Annotated in this window: 19 protein-coding genes; 6 read left to right on the forward strand and 13 right to left on the reverse strand. The window is 64.1% G+C overall.

All coding sequences use genetic code 11. The features are described from left to right. Positions 1 to 5 precede the first annotated feature (5 nt). The 6 genes from hslV to NDO55_RS07905 form a co-directional block, all read right to left on the reverse strand. Complete coding sequence (hslV, locus tag NDO55_RS07880) at positions 6 to 539, reverse strand: ATP-dependent protease subunit HslV (RefSeq protein WP_252114060.1); 534 nt, start codon at positions 537 to 539, stop codon at positions 6 to 8. 44 nt (positions 540 to 583) lie between these two features. Next, positions 584 to 1,534, reverse strand: coding sequence for an alpha/beta hydrolase (locus NDO55_RS07885; protein ID WP_252114062.1), 951 nt, complete (start codon positions 1,532 to 1,534; stop codon positions 584 to 586). 61 nt (positions 1,535 to 1,595) lie between these two features. After that, the gene (locus tag NDO55_RS07890; protein ID WP_252114064.1) at positions 1,596 to 1,856 is read right to left on the reverse strand and encodes a hypothetical protein; all 261 of its coding nucleotides are present in this window, start codon (positions 1,854 to 1,856) and stop codon (positions 1,596 to 1,598) included. Beyond that, positions 1,813 to 2,184, reverse strand: a complete 372-nt coding sequence (locus NDO55_RS07895; RefSeq protein ID WP_252114066.1) for a hypothetical protein — start codon at positions 2,182 to 2,184, stop codon at positions 1,813 to 1,815. The genes NDO55_RS07890 and NDO55_RS07895 overlap by 44 nt, the downstream gene beginning before the upstream one ends. Beyond that, on the reverse strand, positions 2,177 to 2,503 hold the full coding sequence (locus NDO55_RS07900; protein WP_252114068.1) for a hypothetical protein: 327 nt from the start codon (positions 2,501 to 2,503) through the stop codon (positions 2,177 to 2,179). The genes NDO55_RS07895 and NDO55_RS07900 overlap by 8 nt, the downstream gene beginning before the upstream one ends. 29 nt (positions 2,504 to 2,532) lie before the next feature. After that, complete coding sequence (locus NDO55_RS07905) at positions 2,533 to 3,123, reverse strand: glycoside hydrolase family 108 protein (protein ID WP_252114070.1); 591 nt, start codon at positions 3,121 to 3,123, stop codon at positions 2,533 to 2,535. Positions 3,124 to 3,363: 240 nt separating this feature from the next. Between NDO55_RS07905 and NDO55_RS07910 the strand changes: the two genes are divergently transcribed. Then, positions 3,364 to 5,211 (forward strand): autotransporter domain-containing protein, encoded by a 1,848-nt coding sequence (locus NDO55_RS07910; RefSeq protein WP_252114072.1) that lies wholly within the window; start codon positions 3,364 to 3,366, stop codon positions 5,209 to 5,211. A gap of 87 nt (positions 5,212 to 5,298) precedes the next feature. On the opposite strand, the gene NDO55_RS07915 is transcribed toward NDO55_RS07910, so the two are convergent. Then, positions 5,299 to 5,871, reverse strand: coding sequence for a hypothetical protein (locus NDO55_RS07915; protein WP_252114073.1), 573 nt, complete (start codon positions 5,869 to 5,871; stop codon positions 5,299 to 5,301). A 59-nt stretch (positions 5,872 to 5,930) separates the two neighbouring features. Beyond that, on the reverse strand, positions 5,931 to 7,322 hold the full coding sequence (locus NDO55_RS07920; RefSeq protein ID WP_252114075.1) for a hypothetical protein: 1,392 nt from the start codon (positions 7,320 to 7,322) through the stop codon (positions 5,931 to 5,933). Positions 7,323 to 7,485: 163 nt separating this feature from the next. Between NDO55_RS07920 and NDO55_RS07925 the strand changes: the two genes are divergently transcribed. Both NDO55_RS07925 and NDO55_RS07930 read left to right on the forward strand, forming a co-directional pair. Next, entirely contained in the window at positions 7,486 to 9,033 is a 1,548-nt protein-coding gene (locus tag NDO55_RS07925; protein ID WP_252114077.1) for a DUF389 domain-containing protein, read from the forward strand. 67 nt (positions 9,034 to 9,100) lie between these two features. Continuing rightward, positions 9,101 to 9,586 (forward strand): hypothetical protein, encoded by a 486-nt coding sequence (locus NDO55_RS07930; protein ID WP_252114078.1) that lies wholly within the window; start codon positions 9,101 to 9,103, stop codon positions 9,584 to 9,586. 3 nt (positions 9,587 to 9,589) lie between these two features. Here the strand turns inward: NDO55_RS07930 and NDO55_RS07935 are convergent, their stop codons facing one another. The 3 genes from NDO55_RS07935 to NDO55_RS07945 all read right to left on the reverse strand — a co-directional run bounded on the left by NDO55_RS07935 (position 9,590) and on the right by NDO55_RS07945 (position 12,340). Next, positions 9,590 to 11,044: an amidohydrolase family protein gene (locus NDO55_RS07935; RefSeq protein WP_252114080.1), complete on the reverse strand. Its 1,455-nt coding sequence runs from the start codon at positions 11,042 to 11,044 to the stop codon at positions 9,590 to 9,592. Between the two features lie 79 nt (positions 11,045 to 11,123). Further along, positions 11,124 to 11,753 (reverse strand): hypothetical protein, encoded by a 630-nt coding sequence (locus tag NDO55_RS07940; protein WP_252114082.1) that lies wholly within the window; start codon positions 11,751 to 11,753, stop codon positions 11,124 to 11,126. A 92-nt stretch (positions 11,754 to 11,845) separates the two neighbouring features. Beyond that, positions 11,846 to 12,340 carry a hypothetical protein gene (locus NDO55_RS07945; RefSeq protein ID WP_252114084.1) on the reverse strand — a complete coding sequence of 165 codons (495 nt, stop codon included), beginning with the start codon at positions 12,338 to 12,340 and terminating at the stop codon, positions 11,846 to 11,848. Positions 12,341 to 12,507: 167 nt separating this feature from the next. Between NDO55_RS07945 and NDO55_RS07950 the strand changes: the two genes are divergently transcribed. From NDO55_RS07950 to NDO55_RS07960, 3 genes are read left to right on the forward strand one after another with little or no spacing between them, the layout of a single operon-like run. Next, on the forward strand, positions 12,508 to 13,110 hold the full coding sequence (locus NDO55_RS07950; protein WP_252114086.1) for a TetR/AcrR family transcriptional regulator: 603 nt from the start codon (positions 12,508 to 12,510) through the stop codon (positions 13,108 to 13,110). Positions 13,111 to 13,135: 25 nt separating this feature from the next. Beyond that, positions 13,136 to 13,528, forward strand: a complete 393-nt coding sequence (locus NDO55_RS07955; protein WP_252114088.1) for a DUF1761 domain-containing protein — start codon at positions 13,136 to 13,138, stop codon at positions 13,526 to 13,528. Position 13,529: 1 nt separating this feature from the next. After that, positions 13,530 to 14,564, forward strand: a complete 1,035-nt coding sequence (locus NDO55_RS07960) for an SRPBCC domain-containing protein (protein WP_252114090.1) — start codon at positions 13,530 to 13,532, stop codon at positions 14,562 to 14,564. On the opposite strand, the gene NDO55_RS07965 is transcribed toward NDO55_RS07960, so the two are convergent. Together NDO55_RS07965 and NDO55_RS07970 are read right to left on the reverse strand one after the other, a co-directional pair. Continuing rightward, positions 14,561 to 15,088 (reverse strand): YybH family protein, encoded by a 528-nt coding sequence (locus NDO55_RS07965; protein WP_252114092.1) that lies wholly within the window; start codon positions 15,086 to 15,088, stop codon positions 14,561 to 14,563. The genes NDO55_RS07960 and NDO55_RS07965 overlap by 4 nt on opposite strands. 4 nt (positions 15,089 to 15,092) lie before the next feature. Then, positions 15,093 to 15,590, reverse strand: a complete 498-nt coding sequence (locus NDO55_RS07970; RefSeq protein ID WP_252114093.1) for a hypothetical protein — start codon at positions 15,588 to 15,590, stop codon at positions 15,093 to 15,095. Positions 15,591 to 15,647 lie beyond the last annotated feature (57 nt).

The raw sequence follows: 15,647 nt of genomic DNA on the forward strand, positions 1-15,647 counted from the left end.
CTCGTTCAGACCGTTTCGACCGTCAGGCGGTCGTTGGTGAAGACGCAGACTTCGGCCGCGATTTCCATCGCCTTGCGGGCCAGTTTTTCCGCGTCGGGTTCATAATCGGACAGCGCCCGCGCGGCGGCGAGCGCATAGTTGCCGCCCGATCCGATCGCGGCGATGCCGCCCTCGGGTTCGAGCACGTCGCCATTGCCGGTGACGATTAACATCGTTTCGGCATCGGCGACGATCATCATCGCTTCGAGGTTGCGGAGATATTTGTCTGTGCGCCAGTCCTTGGCGAGTTCGACCGCAGCGCGCATCAGCTTGCCCGAATGCGCCTCCAGCTTGCCCTCCAGCCGCTCGAACAAAGTAAAGGCATCTGCGGTCGCGCCGGCAAAGCCACCGATGACCTTGCCGTCCTTGCCAAGGCGGCGGACTTTGGTGGCATTGGGCTTGATCACCGTATTGCCGAGGCTGACCTGTCCGTCGCCAGCGACGACGGTCTTGCCCTCGCGCTTGACCCCGATGATCGTGGTTCCGTGAAACTGTTCCACTCTAATCCTCTCGTTGGTTCGAGAGGGGATGTGGGGAGCGAAGCCTAGTCGTGCAAGCCAAGGTGCCCGGCAAGGAAGTCGTCGAGGTCCTCGACCACCGGGAAACGCTGGAAGAGCGGGCTGAAGGCCTTGATCGGATCGGAGTGGGTCGCGCCGGGATAGAGGATCAGTTCGGCATCGGCGCCGGCCTCGACCAACTTGGCATGCAATTGCTGCGCGTTGCGGGCGCGCACGACGCGGTCGGCGCGGCCATGCTGGAACAGGATGGGCGGCGCGGCGGCATGGGCGAAGTTGATGGGCTGCGTCTCGTGCGCCGGCTCGTGATGGCCGAGCGCGGAAATGGCGCGCCAGTCGACGAACGGCAGGAAATTGGTCGGCGCCGACAGCAAGGCCGCGGCCTTCACATGGTCATGCGGCACGCCATGCGCGTCAAGATAATCGGGATTGAGCGCCAGCAATGCGGCAAGATGCCCGCCTGCGCTATGCCCGCCCACAGCTTGGCGCGTCGGATCGCCGCCCAGCGTCGCCCCATGTTCGGTGAGCCAGGCCATCGCTGCCGCGCCATCTTCGATGAAGGCGGGGAAGCGGTGCTTGGGCGCGAGGCGATAGTCCGGCATCGCGACCATATAGCCGCGCGCCGCAAGCGCCCGTCCGACAAAGCCGAACTCGTCGCGATGCCCGCGCACCCAACCGCCACCATAGAAGAAGGTGACGACGGGAAGCGGGTGCGGCCCCGGCTTCTGGGGCACGTAGATGTCCATCCGCTGGCGCTTGTCGCTGCCATAGCGGACCCCGGTGGCGATGCGGCGGCTGGCCTTCTTGGGTTCGCGCAGCTTGCTTGCGCGGTCGAGCAGGGTCGCCGGCGACACGCCCACGCGATCGAGCACATAGAGCGACTGCTCGCCCGCCACGGCGACGCGCCTCGCCCAGCGCTTGGCGCGGCGCGGCACTTCGGGCGTCTTCAGGCGACGCGTGGTGGTCGTGGGCACTTTCATTCGCGCATTTGCTAGCAAATGTTGCACCCGCGAACAAACCGCAGCATTTCCGTAGCGTCGGCTAGAGCCCGATCCACCCCAACAGGCCGCCGCGACGTTTTGCGCGGGCAATCGCGGCCCGCTCGCGCGCTTCGCAATTCTCGACGATCTCGATGGCATCGCGGGTGCGACCATTCGCCGCATCGAGCCGCCCGGTCTGGGCATCGGCAAAGGCGATCCAGTCACCTGTCGTCGCGGCCGCCTCAGGGAGGTCGGCCCCGGCGACCCCCTCGCGCCAGTCAGCGGGGAGCAGGCTCGCGCAATCGGCAGCGCTCGCTGTCACGATAGGCTGCGCGCCGACACAGGCTGTCGAGGCCGGCAGCATGAGCATCAGGATGCACGCGCGCATCGGCACCTTGGGCATTGCGGATCTCCTTGTCGTTGGATCGGGTAAGCGCATCGCCCTGCGCTTCGCGGGTCGCGGCGCGGCCGACCGTCTCGACGGCGTCGCGGCCCGCTTCTCGCGCTGCGTCGGCCTGCGCCTCGTTGACACGCGCTTCGGCGGCGCGCTTGCGATGGACTTGGCAGGCGATGGGCGTTGCGAGCAGCACCACCGCGAGCAACAGGCCAAGCCAGGCGAGCGGGTCTTTCAGATGAAGCAGCTCACGCATCACAGCTTCCCTCGTCAGGGTGCCGTGCACCGCCGTCGGCCTCGATGCTCGCCCCGAAGGCCTCGGCACGAAAGCTGCGACGATTGATGGCGAGGCCGAGGCTCAGCAGGATCGCCCCGATGATCGCGATGAAGCCGTAATTGAACCGCGCCAGCACATCCACCGTGCGCGGCGCGAGGGCCGGATCGGCAAGCGCCATTGTGTGGATCAAGCGCACCAGCCAAGCGGCAAGGCCGGTCAGCACCGCCGCGCCAGCGACCGAGGCCCACAAAGCGATCATCGCGCGCCAGTCGCGCGGGCTCCAGTTCGGCAGCCTCATTCTACCGGCGCGTTTCTGATGCGGACCGCTCATTCGACCGGTCCGAGGCGATTGGCGAGCCAGCCATAAAGAAAGCTTTCATTGGCAGGCCGTGTCTCGGCCAACCGAAGATAGCGCGCGCCCTGCAAAGCCTCGAGCGCGCGATGGATAACGATGCCGCCATTCTTCCTGCCGCGTTTGTCGAGAAAGGCATCCAGCGCGCCCAGCGTCTTCTCGCCAATACGCCCGTCGGGCACGAGATCGGGATAATCGCGGCCCTGCCGGTTCAAGGCATTCAATGCGCGCTGCAGGAACGTCGCCGCAACCGCCGGCCCCATATTCGCGCCGGTGTCGAACAGTTCGGCCGCCACCAGCGGCAATCGTTCGGCAACATCGTCAAAGCGCGGCCGCAGCCAGTAGATGCGCCGGTAGATGTGGCGCGCCTCTTCGCGCGGCAGTTCGCGCATCGGCCCGGCATAGCCATGCGCCCGTGCCACCCGCTCGGTGATGCCCCAGCGTGTCGCCCCGCCGCGATCATCGGGATGGTCGACGAAACCGCCCTTGCGCTCGATCAGTGCATCGACAAGTCGGTCGACAAAATCGACCTTAGCCTCCGCGCTCGCATATTCCATGGGCTTCATGTGGCCGCCTTCCGTCAGTGAAGGGCCCTTACGGCCCGGATCGTCCGAGTCGCAATATATAACCATATTGGTTATCTGTAGGACAGCGCGATGATTTTATTGTGGTTCGCGCGCACCACTTGGCCAAATTTGTGCGCCTTTCGCGCTTGCTTACACTTGTGTTGCAACAAGAGGCGCGGCACTCCTGATCGGGCTATTTGTATGCGGGCGCGTCTCACAGCCCGTCAGGAGAGGAAAAACATGACCAAGAAAAAGCTTCTCGGCGCCACGTTGCTTGGCGCCGCAGCCACGATGGCGCTGCCGCAGGCCGCACACGCCCAGCGCGTCGACCGCATCGTCGCATTCGGCGACAGCTATGCCGATGATGGCAACTTCTTTGAACTCGTCGGGCTCGATCCCGTCGATACGCTCGTCTATCCGACCGGACGCTTCTCCGGCGGCACCAACTATATCGACACGCTCGGCATTCTGCTCGATGCCCCGATCGACAATTTCGCTATCGGCGGCGCGCTCACCGACAACACCAACACTAACGGTCCGCCGCTCGGCTTCGCGACCGAATATGGCGCGTTCCTGTCGGGCGGCGGCGGCGCCTTCCCGACCGTGAACGGCACGTTCGACGAAAACGACCTGCTTGCCATTTCAATCGGCGGCAACGATGCGCGCTTCTACCAAACGCAGGGTGGCGATTTCGCCGGTGCTGCCTCGGCAGCCGTCGCCTCCGCCGCGCAAGCCGAATTCGGTCTCGACCTCCTGGTCGACGCCGGCGCACGCAACATCTCCTTTCTCGCCGGCAACACTGCCGAGATCCCCGAGGTTGCCGGTCAGCCCAATCCGCTGGAAGCGGCTGCAATTCGCAACGAATATTCGACGACCTTCAATGCCGAGATCCGTCAGGTCCTGGCCGGTTACGCTGCCAATGGCGTGATGGTTCACTACCTTGACCTCAGCGCGGTGAACCAGTCGATCAGTGCCAACTTCTCCGAGTTCGGCCTCGTCGGTGCGGTCTGCCCGATCTTCCCGGACACGACCTGCGCTGCCGACCCTGCGGAAGCTGCCAAGTATCTGTTCTACGGCGATGCGCTGCACCTGACGTCGGCAGGCTTCGACATCGTCGCGCAATATGTCGCTACTCAGTTGCAGGCCCCGCTGACCCTTGTCGCGCCGAGCGAGAATGCGCTCGACAATGCGCGCCAGATGGGCCGCGCGGTCACCGCCCGCATGGACGGCAGCAGCCCGCGTGACGGCGGCCTCGGCGAAGGCCTCAACTTCTTCGTCCAGGGCGATACCTTCAGCCGCACCACCGGCATGACCATGGACAGCGATGCCTACGCCATCGAGAATTACGGCGTCGCTGCCGGCCTCGAATATGGTGCCGGCAATGCCATGATCGGCCTCGCGGTCCGCTACGGCATGCCCGAAGCCGAATTCCTCAACGGCGCCGCCGAAACCGAATCCACCAGCCTGTCGGGCTCGGTCTATGGCGCCTACGCGCTCGGCCCTGTCTTTGCGCAGGCCTATGTCGGCATCGGCACCGACGATCATGAGATCGAGCGCCGCGGCGTCGTCGACAGCCTCGGCCTCGAAGGTCAGGCGGACGGCGAACATTTCTTTGTCGGCGGCAAGATCGGCTACCTCGCCAATGTCGGCAAGCTGCGCGTCGGTCCGGTGGTCGCCATCGACCATCTCGACGTCGACGTCGATCCGTACACCGAAATGGGCGACGCCGCGCTGGCGCTGAGCGTTTCGGAAGCGCAGATCAGCTCGACCCGCGGTTCGGTCGGTGTCGAAGTGCGCGGCGACTTTGCCGGTGAAGGCATCCAGCTGCGCCCCTATGGCGGCATCATGCTGGAGAAGGAAATGTCGGGCGGTCCGCGCGACTTCACCTTCTCGCAGACGGCGAGCCCCGAAATCGTCAATTCGTGGACGGTCGGTGAACTCGACGACGACATTTACGGTCGCCTGCGTGCCGGTTTCTCGGCGCAGATCTTCTCCTCGCTCCGCCTCGACGTGTCGGCCACGACCACCGTCGACAAGGGTGACGGCGAAGAGACCGCAGCCTCGGTCGGCCTGACGCTCGGCTTCTAGCCGGCGCGGGCACCGGCCCAAAAAGAAGGGCGGCGCGGCCAATCGGCCCGCCGCCCTTTCTTGTTGGGGTTAGATGAGGAAAACGGCTCAAGCCGCGTCGTCAGCCTCTTCCTGTTCGCTGCTTCCGGCACAGCGGTCGAGCAAGCCGCGCAGGTCCGGCGTCGCGCTGAGGATCAGCGGCTCGACACCCGTCGCATTGATGTTGACCGGATCGTCGCTGCCGAATGCCGTCACCAAGTTCGTCGCCAGCTCGCCACGCTCGAGCGAGGCGCTCCAGTTGAACTCGCCTTCTTCGCCGGCTTCGCTGGCCACGACCGGGACGGTCGCGGTCGATCCATTGCCGACGATGCTGAGGCTGCCTGCCGTGCCCGAGCCCTCGGCGCCATAACGCACGACATCGATACCGTTGCCGCCATCTTGGCAATTGATCGCAAAGGCCGGCTCCGACGCGCTGGCGCCATAGACGGCGCTGTCGCCTTCGACCATCCAGCTCATCGCGCTGGTCGGCAGCGCCTCGGGGCCGTCATCATCGACTTCGAGGTCGGGTTGACCGACGGGCGCAGTGGTTTCGACATCCTCCAGCTCGGCATCGCTTACCGGTTCGGTGCGCGCGCAAGCGGAAAGGAGGAGCAGCGGAACGAGGGGCATGATCTGTTTCATGCCCCTGTCCCTAGCTCAGCCGCCTCCGCTTGCGCAATCGCCGCTTCGACGAATGGCGTTTAGGGGTTCGCGCTGGTCACGATGAAGATGTCGCCGTCTCGGTCGACGATGACGGGGAAACGAAGCGACCCGCCGACCGGAGAATTGTCGACCATCCCCATGAAGACAGGCTGGTCCACCGAGCCCTGATCGGGCGTGAAGTCCTCGTTACGATTTTCAAGGCCCTGGCCAAATTCCATCTGGCGGAACTGGCTCCAGCTGAAGAAGTTGCCGGCGGCATCGACCAGGATCACGTCGGTGCCGTCAGTCGTGACATAGATACCCGCGGCCGCGCCGACGAGACCCGCACTTTCGAGCGCCCCGGTGCCCCGTGGGATGGCGACGACGGGCGTCTGCGGCGTGCCGGTGGTCGGGATCGAACCCGAAAAGCCGGTGCTCGCAAAGCCGTCCATGGTCGGCCACTGGAAGTTGCCGCCAAACATCCATTGATTGCCCTCGTCGAACTGCTCGCCCTGATCGAGCCACCAGGTCGAGGTCGGATAGGGGCGGTGGAAGCCATGCGCGACATATTCGAGCCGTGCCGTTTCCACACCCATCGGATCGGTCTGCCGCACCAGCATCTGGATCGTGCCGAACAGGCTGTTCTGGTCGGCAGCGCTGGCCGGATCGCCATTGTCGCCGAAGCCGACCTCATGGCCCGAAATCACCGCGTGAATTTCACCCGGATCGGAGAACATGAAATTGGTCACCTCGAGCGGCGCATTGCCGATGCCGTTGTTCCACAGCACGATATGCGTTTCGCCTGCATTCCGATCGAGCACGGCCCACAGGTCGCCATCTTCGCCATCCTGTGACCAACCCAGCGACACGATCGCGCCACCGCCACCGAGGTCGATGTTGGCGGCCTGGCCGAGGTCGCTCAGCACGCCGGTCGAGTTGTTATATTCCCTCATATTGCCGTTCGCATCGGTCACGACGATACGGTCAAAGCCGACCCGCGTTGCCGATACGATGTTACCGAGCCCCGATGCGACGCGCGTCATGACCACGCCTTCGGGATCGTTCTGGACGGTCACGGTGATGGCAACGGTCTCGCTTTCGCCGCCGACACTGACGGTCAGATTGAAGCGATAGACATTGTCGCCATCGGCATCGGCCGGGCTCTCGTAGCTCGGATTGCCGCGGAACTGGATGATGTCGCCGTCAAGGTCGAACAACGCCGCATCGTCACCGCTGATCGAGTAGGTGACGCCCGACCGGTTGGCGGTCAGCTGAACCGGCGAGAGATTGCCTTCGGTGACCGTGAAGCTGGTGCCCGACGTCACCGCAAGCCCGCCGCCCGAGCCACCGCCGGAGCCGCCGCCGCTCGATCCGCCAGAGCTACCGCCGCTGCCACCACCACACGAGGCCAATGCCAGCGCCGCGGCGCCAGCCAACATCATCTTTTTCATGGAAAATTCCCCAACTACGCTCAACTCAAGTTGCGTCCGCGATACCATGGACGCGCCTCTCGCAAAGTCCTTTTGCCGACACAGCGTGCAACTTGCGGGAAGCTGTTGCGCCTAGGCCACTAATTCGTTGGCGGATCTCCCCGCAAACCGCTAGAAAGCTGCCATGAACGGGGATCAAACGGGGACCGCTGCCACCCAAGAGGCAGAACAGACACAGCGCCGCGCCTTCGGTGACGAGCGCGTCCGCATGCTGGCGCTGGCCCGCCAGTGGTGGCGCCGCAATATCGTCAAGCCGGTCGACCAGATGGCGGCGATCCGCCGGACCAAGGAAGAATGCAGCCTTAACGGCCGCTACATCTTCATGACCAGCATGTCGGCGGGCATCGCCGTCCTCGGCCTCATCCTGTCTTCGCCCGCTGTCGTCATCGGCGCAATGCTCCTGTCGCCGCTGATGGGCCCGATTATCGGGGCCGGCTTCGCGCTCGCCATCTGGGACGTCAAATGGATGCGCGAAAGTAGCAAGACGCTCTTCGCGGGCGTCCTCGCCGCCATCCTCCTGTCGGCCTTCATCACCTGGATGAGCCCGATCCAGACCGTCACCAGCGAGATTGCCGCGCGCACGAGACCCAATTTGCTCGACCTTGCCGTCGCGCTCTTTTCCGCACTGGCAGGCGCCTACGCCATGATCAAAGGGCGTGCCGGGACGATCGTCGGCGTTGCCATCGCGGTCGCCCTGATGCCGCCTCTGTCGGTCGTCGGCTTCGGTCTCGCGACGTGGAACTGGAGCGTGTTCGGCGGCGCCCTGATGCTGTTTATTACCAACCTTGTCACCATCGCCGCGGCCGCTGCCGCAATGGCGCGCCTCTATGGCTTCCGTACCGCCCTTTCGAAGAAGCGCGGTGCCATCCAGTCGGTCATCATCGTGGCGGCGCTGGCCATCCTCGCCGTGCCGCTCACCATCAGCCTGTCCAACATCGCCTTCGAGACGCGCGCGACGCGCGCCATCAACCAGGCGCTGGCGCGCGAGTTCGATAGCCGCGCGCGGTTCGAGACGCCGTCGATCGACTGGGAGGCGACGCCGCTCGCCATTCGCTCGGTGGTCTTCACCCCCGATGTCGAGGTGGAGGCCGAGCGCCGCGCCGAAGCCGCCTTGACCGACTCGCTCGGCCGGCCGGTCGATGTCGAGATCGAACAATTCCAGGTCGCGGTCGGCGAGGATGCCGCCGAGGCTGCCTTGAGCGCCGCGCGCAGCCGCGCGCAGGCCGAAGCCACGCAGCGCCAGATCGACATGCTGATCGAAAAGCTTGCGCTGGTTGCCGGCGTCGACGAGGGCGATGTCATCATCGATCGCGAAAAGCGCCGCGCGCTCGTCCGTGCCCGCCCGATCGACGGGGCGAGCCTACGCGCCTACCGCGAGCTCGAGGATCGCATCGCCGCCGATGCCACGGGCTGGGGCGTCGAGATCGCACCGCCGGCCCGCCCGCTGCCCCCCATCTCTATAGACGAAGAAGGCGCGCTCGACCTCGACGCGGTCGACCTCATCGCATGGGCGGCCAAACGCACGGGCAATCGCATCACCTTGCAGGGCCCGGCAGAACCGCTCGAAGCAGCCCGCGCCGCGCTGGCGATACGCGGCGTGACCGTCGGCCTCGATGCCGACGAGGACCGCGACGATATCGCTGCCAGCTGGAGCGCACCCGACGCCAGCTGATTGACGTTACGGCCCCGAAAGAGCAGTCTCCTTCGCATTCGTATTGGGATGAAGGGGGATTTCAATCATGACCGACCATATCGTCACCTCGAACGAAACAGCCGCTGCGCCCAAGGCACCCTGGCACCTCTGGGCCGTGGGGATTGTCTCGCTGCTGTGGAACCTCATCGGCGCCAACGACTATGTGCAAAGCCAGCTGCGCAACGAGGAATATCTCGCCATGGGCGAAAGCATGGGCGTCACCATGGAAGAAATGATCGCCTATCTCGATGCCATGCCGATGTCGCAGGAAGCCGCCTGGGCGTTCGGCGTCTGGGGCTCGGTCGTCGGCTCGATCCTGCTCCTCTTACGCTCGCGCCACGCTTTCACGGCGTTCCTCGTCTCCTTCCTCGGCATGATGGCAAGCCTCGTCGTCGAGATGGCCGGCCTCACCGATCGCCCGCTGGCGATGGAAGGCGCTGTCGCCACGATCATGCCGTGGCTCATCGTCATCATCGCCGTCTTCCTGCTGTGGTACAGCCGCAGCATGGCGACGAAGGGCGTCCTCAAATAGGCCCTAGCCCGGCGCGCCCGGCGCCTCTGCATGGAGGCCCAGGAACGCGCGCCGGTCCTTGGGTCCGTAAGTCCTGAAGGACGGATTACGCGCGGCCGCATAGGCTGCGCGTTTTTCGTTGAGGCGTCCTGCCGTCACCGTCGCCGGATCGAGGCTGTACACCTCCGCCGCATTGAGGCCGAAGATGCGCGCCTTGGCCGCTTGGGTAAGCGCGGGGTAGCCGTAGCGCTCCTGATATTCCTCGCTGATCTCGAAGGCGCGGAAGGACTGGATCTGGTCCTGCGGGCTACCGAACCACAGGCTGTCCGTGCCCCACAGGATCCGCTCCTCCCCGAAATGTTTGAGCAGCTTGCCAAGATAATGCGCGGCCTGGTCGGGCTGGCCCATCAGGATACGCCAGGTCGCCCCCATCTCGGCATAGAGATTGCCCTCGTTGCGCGCGAAACCGGCATCCTGGTGGGCGCGGATCAGGCGGTCGACGCCGTTCGGCTGGTCGGGATTGTAGGGGCCTTCCGGGACGCCGGGCTGGAAACCCGAATGATAGGTCAGGAAGGTGAAATCGGGATTGGCCAGCGCCGCCTTGCCGAGGTCGCGCGGGCTCGACAATGCCGGGTCCTGCTGGAACAGCGAAATGCCCTTGTGCACCGCGACCGTCGTCACGCCGAGGCGCCGCGCTTCATCGAAAAAAGCCGCCGCCGGCTCACTGTCATCGAGCCAATAGCCGGGCTGCGTCACGCCATATTGCGGGTAGAGTTTCCAGGCGTTGATGCCGTGCACCGTCACCTTGGCCTCCATCGCCGCAATCTCGCCCGGCTCGTTAGCCAGCACGCCGCCATGGATCAGGCAACGCGCATGATCGCCCTCCAACGTGTCGATCACGTCGCGCGCCTCGGCGGCATAGGCGGTCGGCGTCGGGCTCGTCTCGTCGGTGCCCCACAAGGCGCTCACCACGCCCGCATCGGTGTCGCTGTCGAGAAAGACTTCCTTGGCCAGTGTCTCGGCCGAATAGCAGGAAAAGTCCTCGCCATCGCATTTGACCCGCTGCGGAAAGGCATCGCGCAGAGCGGATAGCCAGACCTGCCCGTCCGGCCCGTTTGCCCATTCCATCGACGGGTCGACGCAATGCATCTGCACGTCGAAAATGAACTCGTCGCCTGCCAAGGTCGCGTCCGCCGCGGCCTCGTCGAGCGCCGCATCCTTCTCAAGCGCAAACGATCCGCCGGCATTCTTGTTGGCGGCGTTGCAGGCAGTCAGCACGCTCGCCGCGCCCATGGTCGAGGTGAGGAAGGCGCGCCGTCCCAATCCCAGCCGCCGCGCATGCTCCCCCGCCATCGCCTGCGCCGCCTCGTTGATCGCCCGCTGCCGCGCATCGGCGGGCAGTGGGGAGAATTCGCCATTGGTAGTGGTGTCGTAGCGGATCGGCAGCCTCGTGCCGTCGGGATCGAGATCATGCTTCATGACGCAGCCCTCCTCGTGTCGGAAAGCAGGATGCACGCCTACAGGGGTCAGACCAGCCTGTTTCGACGAAGCGGCGCGCCTAGGCCGCGTTGGCAGGTTCGCGCGGGGCCGCGGGATCGACCGAGCGGCCAAGCTCGCGCACCAGCCGTTCGACCTTGCGCGCATCGGCCAGGCCATTGAGGTCGAACGTCCCGGTGCGCCGATCGCCATCATCCTGGTAGCTATGTGTCTGGATCTTGAGCTTTCCTACACCCTGGCGTTCGGAGCGGATGACGGGTCCGATCTGGCGCGCCGCGATCGACGTTACCGACATCTTGCGGCCCTTGCCCTGTAGGCGAATGACCCGGCGGTCGCTGACTCCGTAGATCGTGTCGCGTTCGGCGCGCCCGGCAAAAAAGGGCGCGGCCATCATGCCCAGTCCGACAAAGATGAAGGGCAGCCCGAAGGCGGGGAAGGCATATTTCAGGATATCTCCCATGCCTTCGGACGGCATCGTGCTCATCCCGGCGGCGGCCATATAGGTCCAGAAGACGGCAAAGGCAGTCCAGGGCACCGCGAACAGCCAGATGGCAAACGCACCCCAGACGATGGCAGGCCCCTTCACCGGCCGCCCCCACCAGCGGAGCGACTCTCCAATTTCCAGCTCGTCGCGCAAGGCGGCGTAGAGCGGGTCGGGGCCGATCGTTTGCATCGAAAGCCCCAATAACATGAACTGGTTACCGGGGTCTTTAGGCAATGAAAAAGGGCCGGCCGCATGCAAGCGACCGACCCTTCGTCATGATCGGCAAAGCGATAGGAAGCTTATTCGCCGTCGTCCGAGAAATTGTCCTCGGCGAAGGTCGCGATCTTCTTAGCGGCGCCCTTGATGGCGCTGTCCGAATCACCACCGAAGAAGCCACCGGCGACGGTGCCTTCGGCGTGGATCTTGGCGAGGCTATTGCCCTCGGCGTCGAAATATTCGGCGACGATGACCATCTTCGCACCACCGGCGAGACCACCGGCCAGGTAACGCATGGCCTGGCTGCCTTCGTCATAACCAACGAAGCCGTAGCGAACGGTCAGGCCGTCCTCGCCCGGCGTGAAGCCACGCTCGACGAAGGCCGAACGCAGATATTCGTCGAGCTTGGCAAGCTTGCCTTCCTCGACGTCCACGGTGGCGTTTTCCTCATCATAGACGAGTTCGACATTTTGCGCCTCGTAGGCGACGCGCGAATTTTCGAGAACGACGGTGTTGCTGTTGCTGGCACAGGCCGACAGCGAGACGGCCGCGGCAGCGACCAGAATCAGTTTACGCATATTTGAAAATTACCCCATTCACTCAAGACCGCCAGGATGGCGATGCCCTGCCTTCAATCCACTTTTGTCACTGATTTCAAGGGTTAATTCCAGTTAAGGTGCGGCCTGTTACCGCCGCGCCACAGACCACTTGATTGAACGTTCAACCAAGGCTACGATCCACGGCCATGAACAGCGCGACACGACAGAAGATCATCGAGGCAGCGATGGAGCTGTTCTGGGTCAAGGGATTCCAGTCGACTTCGATCGCCGACATCCTGTCTCGCACGCAGGTCCATTCGGGCAGCCTCTATCATTTCTTCCCCGGCAAGCAGGACCTGCTGGTCGCCGTGCTCGAATATTATCGCGACGGGATCGAGGAGAACCTCCTCGCTTATGCGTGGAAGGATGTCGACGATCCGATCGAGCGCATCTTCGCACTGCTGAACGGCTATCGCATCATGCTGGTCACCAGCGACTTCGCGCATGGCTGTCCGATCGGCAACCTGGCGCTCGAGATTAGCGAGCCCGACCCGAAGGTCCGCGAACTCATCGCCAAGAATTTCTCAAACTGGGTCGACGCGGTCGAACAATGTCTCGTCGATGCCGGGCCGCGCCTGCCCGCCGACACCGACCGCAAGGCGCTCGCCGAATTCATCCTGACCATCATGGAGGGCGGCATCATGCAGGCACGCACGCATCGCGACATCGCCCTGTTCGACCGCAATATCGAGGTTTTGCGTACCCATCTCGACCTGCTCATGCGCGAAGCTGAGCGGGCCATCGCCTGACCAACATCACAAGGGGGAATGCATTATGGATTTGAACTGGATCGCGATCCTCGTCGCCTCGGTGTCGAGCTTCATGCTCGGCGGCATCTGGTACGGCCCGCTCTTCGGCAAGAAGTGGATGGCACTGACCGGCAAGACCGAAGCCGACGTGCAGGATGCCAATATGGGCAAGGTTTACGGCACCGCCTTCATCCTCAACCTGCTCGCCGTCATCGCCTTCAGCTTCTTCCTCGGCCGCGATGCCGGGCTGGAAATGGGCCTGATGTACGGCTTCACCGCCGGCCTGTTCTGGGTCGCAGCGAGCTTCGGCATCAACTACCTGTTCGAAGATCGCCCCTTCGCTCTCTGGCTCATCAATGGCGGCTATCACACGCTTCAGTTCACGCTGATCGGCGCGATCCTCGGCGCGCTGGGCTAGGATGCGCCTTCTTCTCGCCGCCGCCCTGCTCGTCGCAACGCCTGCATTTGCGATCCAGCCCGCCCCGCAAGCGGCGGACGAGATCATCGAAGGCCCGGGTGACCAGCTGACGCTGCGCCAGGAAGTCGTGCTCGACACCGATCTCGATACCGCATGGTCGATGTTCACGACTGGCGAGGGGGCTGCGACCTGGATGGCCCCCGTCGCCGAGGTGGACCTGCGTCCCGGCGGTGCCATTCGCACCAATTACGATCCCGCAGCGGCGATCGGCGATCCGGGAACGACCGAGCTCAGGATCGTCAACTTCGCGCCCAAACGCATCCTTACCCTGCAGGCCGACCTGTCGGAGGTCGAGGCGGACTGGCTCACCGACGCCATTCGCGCCGAAGCCGACAGCTTCTACAACGTCATCACCTTCGACGCCTTGGGCCCCGGGCGCACGCGCATCGTCAGTTGGGGCACCGGCTATCGCGACGATCCCGATTATCGCACCATGCTTGGCTTTTTCGTCCGCGCAAATCGCTGGACCTTCGAGCAGCTCGCTGCGGCCGTTGAACCGACTCCCGAAGTCGACGCCCTCAAGGCGATGGCGCCGCTCGTAGGCAGCTGCTGGCGTGGCCAGTTTTCGGGCGGTGCGGCCTATGACATCATGTGTGTCGAGACGATGCCCGGCAGCCATTTGCGCTCGCGTCACATCGTTCGCGGCGCGGCCAGCGACTATCGCGGCGAAACCGTCTATTTCCGCGATCCCGAAGCCGGCATCGCACGCTTCCATTATTACACCTCGCTCGGCGCTTTCTCCGATGGCGATATCATGCTCGCCGAGGATGGTACCTTGCTGTTCGAGAATATCCGCCACCGCACCGCCGAGGGCAGCATTCTCGACATTTATGGGACCGGTCGCTTCGATGAGGAAGGACGCTGGGTCGCCACCACGAGCATCTACGCCGACGGCGCATGGCCCGAACCGTCGACAATCGTCATGAAGCGGATCGACTGCGAGAATTGGGACGCCGTCGAGGCCGGCTGCGACTAAGGAAGCCCGGTCGGCTCTTCGTCGACTTGAGGTTCTTCCTCCACGATCGGCAAGGCATCGGCGACGCTGCTCCCGACCGAGACCATCAGCCACTCGCCGTCGGTCTTCTGCCACACCTGCTGCCCGCCACCGGCGATGGCGACGACATTGCCGTCGCCCAGTCGCACGCGGCCCTGATATTCGTTGACCAGCACTGCGGTGTCGCGGTCGAGCACACGCACTTCGACCTTGGGAAAATCGAGCGCGTCATAGCCCTCGATCGCGCCCGAGGCTTCGAGATAGTCGACGCGGAACAGGTCGAAATCGGTATTCACCGTCCCGCTGGCATTGAGCGCGGTGAAGGTCCCGCCGTCGAAATGCGCGAAATAGGCGTTGGTGTCGCCCCGTTCCGCCGCGGCCACGAGGCTCTCGAAGCGCGCCTCGACCTCGCCGGCAATTGCGGCGCGTTCGTCGGCCGTCAGCGCGCCCGGCGCGCAGGCCGCGAGGCCTGCGAGCAGGCACAGGCTCGGAATGAATTTGTTCATGGTCCTATTCCGGATTGAGGATCGAGTTCCAGTTGGACATGAAGGCCTGCATCTCGACGACGATGCTGCCTTCGCTGATGCCGTAATCGGCGACGAAATAGGTCGAATAGCGGATATCGCGATCGTTCAACGAAATCGCGCCCACGCGGGCATCGTAATTCCATTCGTTGATGCTTTCGATGAATTCGCCGGCATCGGCACCCGGCACCAACGTGTCCTGGATCTGCAGGTGCATGCCGATACACCCCGTCGTTTCGCGCCCCTCATCGCAGCCATAGAGCCGGTAGTAGATGCTGGTCGGATCGCCGTTGAAGTAGATCTGATATTCGTGCTCGCCATCTTCGCGGACGATCGTTCCGTTATAGAAAGCGGTCAGCCGCTCGATGAACGCGCGGTCGAACGACGTGATGACATTTTCAAGGTCGATCTCGTTTTGCTGCGCCTGCGCCGAGGCTGGCAACAATGCCAAGGCTGCGGCCGCTGCGGCCATCCGGAATACCATGTCTCGCGTCCCCCGCGATGATTGAACATGCTGAGAGGCTAGGCCGCAATTCCATCT

Source organism: Sphingomicrobium sediminis (genome assembly GCF_023805295.1).
Taxonomy (GTDB): Bacteria; Pseudomonadota; Alphaproteobacteria; order Sphingomonadales; family Sphingomonadaceae; genus Sphingomicrobium; species Sphingomicrobium sediminis.

Excerpts from the sequence above, each read along its gene's own strand:
- NDO55_RS07885 (WP_252114062.1), bottom strand. The coding sequence starts at position 1,534 with ATGAAAGTGCCCACGACCACCACGCGTCGCCTGAAGACGCCCGAAGTG.
- NDO55_RS07895 (WP_252114066.1), bottom strand. The coding sequence starts at position 2,184 with ATGCGTGAGCTGCTTCATCTGAAAGACCCGCTCGCCTGGCTTGGCCTG.
- NDO55_RS07900 (WP_252114068.1), bottom strand. The coding sequence starts at position 2,503 with ATGAGGCTGCCGAACTGGAGCCCGCGCGACTGGCGCGCGATGATCGCT.
- NDO55_RS07905 (WP_252114070.1), bottom strand. The coding sequence starts at position 3,123 with ATGAAGCCCATGGAATATGCGAGCGCGGAGGCTAAGGTCGATTTTGTC.
- NDO55_RS07910 (WP_252114072.1), top strand. The coding sequence starts at position 3,364 with ATGACCAAGAAAAAGCTTCTCGGCGCCACGTTGCTTGGCGCCGCAGCC.
- NDO55_RS07915 (WP_252114073.1), bottom strand. The coding sequence starts at position 5,871 with ATGAAACAGATCATGCCCCTCGTTCCGCTGCTCCTCCTTTCCGCTTGC.
- NDO55_RS07920 (WP_252114075.1), bottom strand. The coding sequence starts at position 7,322 with ATGAAAAAGATGATGTTGGCTGGCGCCGCGGCGCTGGCATTGGCCTCG.
- NDO55_RS07925 (WP_252114077.1), top strand. The coding sequence starts at position 7,486 with ATGAACGGGGATCAAACGGGGACCGCTGCCACCCAAGAGGCAGAACAG.
- NDO55_RS07930 (WP_252114078.1), top strand. The coding sequence starts at position 9,101 with ATGACCGACCATATCGTCACCTCGAACGAAACAGCCGCTGCGCCCAAG.
- NDO55_RS07935 (WP_252114080.1), bottom strand. The coding sequence starts at position 11,044 with ATGAAGCATGATCTCGATCCCGACGGCACGAGGCTGCCGATCCGCTAC.
- NDO55_RS07940 (WP_252114082.1), bottom strand. The coding sequence starts at position 11,753 with ATGTTATTGGGGCTTTCGATGCAAACGATCGGCCCCGACCCGCTCTAC.
- NDO55_RS07945 (WP_252114084.1), bottom strand. The coding sequence starts at position 12,340 with ATGCGTAAACTGATTCTGGTCGCTGCCGCGGCCGTCTCGCTGTCGGCC.
- NDO55_RS07950 (WP_252114086.1), top strand. The coding sequence starts at position 12,508 with ATGAACAGCGCGACACGACAGAAGATCATCGAGGCAGCGATGGAGCTG.
- NDO55_RS07955 (WP_252114088.1), top strand. The coding sequence starts at position 13,136 with ATGGATTTGAACTGGATCGCGATCCTCGTCGCCTCGGTGTCGAGCTTC.
- NDO55_RS07960 (WP_252114090.1), top strand. The coding sequence starts at position 13,530 with ATGCGCCTTCTTCTCGCCGCCGCCCTGCTCGTCGCAACGCCTGCATTT.
- NDO55_RS07965 (WP_252114092.1), bottom strand. The coding sequence starts at position 15,088 with ATGAACAAATTCATTCCGAGCCTGTGCCTGCTCGCAGGCCTCGCGGCC.
- NDO55_RS07970 (WP_252114093.1), bottom strand. The coding sequence starts at position 15,590 with ATGGTATTCCGGATGGCCGCAGCGGCCGCAGCCTTGGCATTGTTGCCA.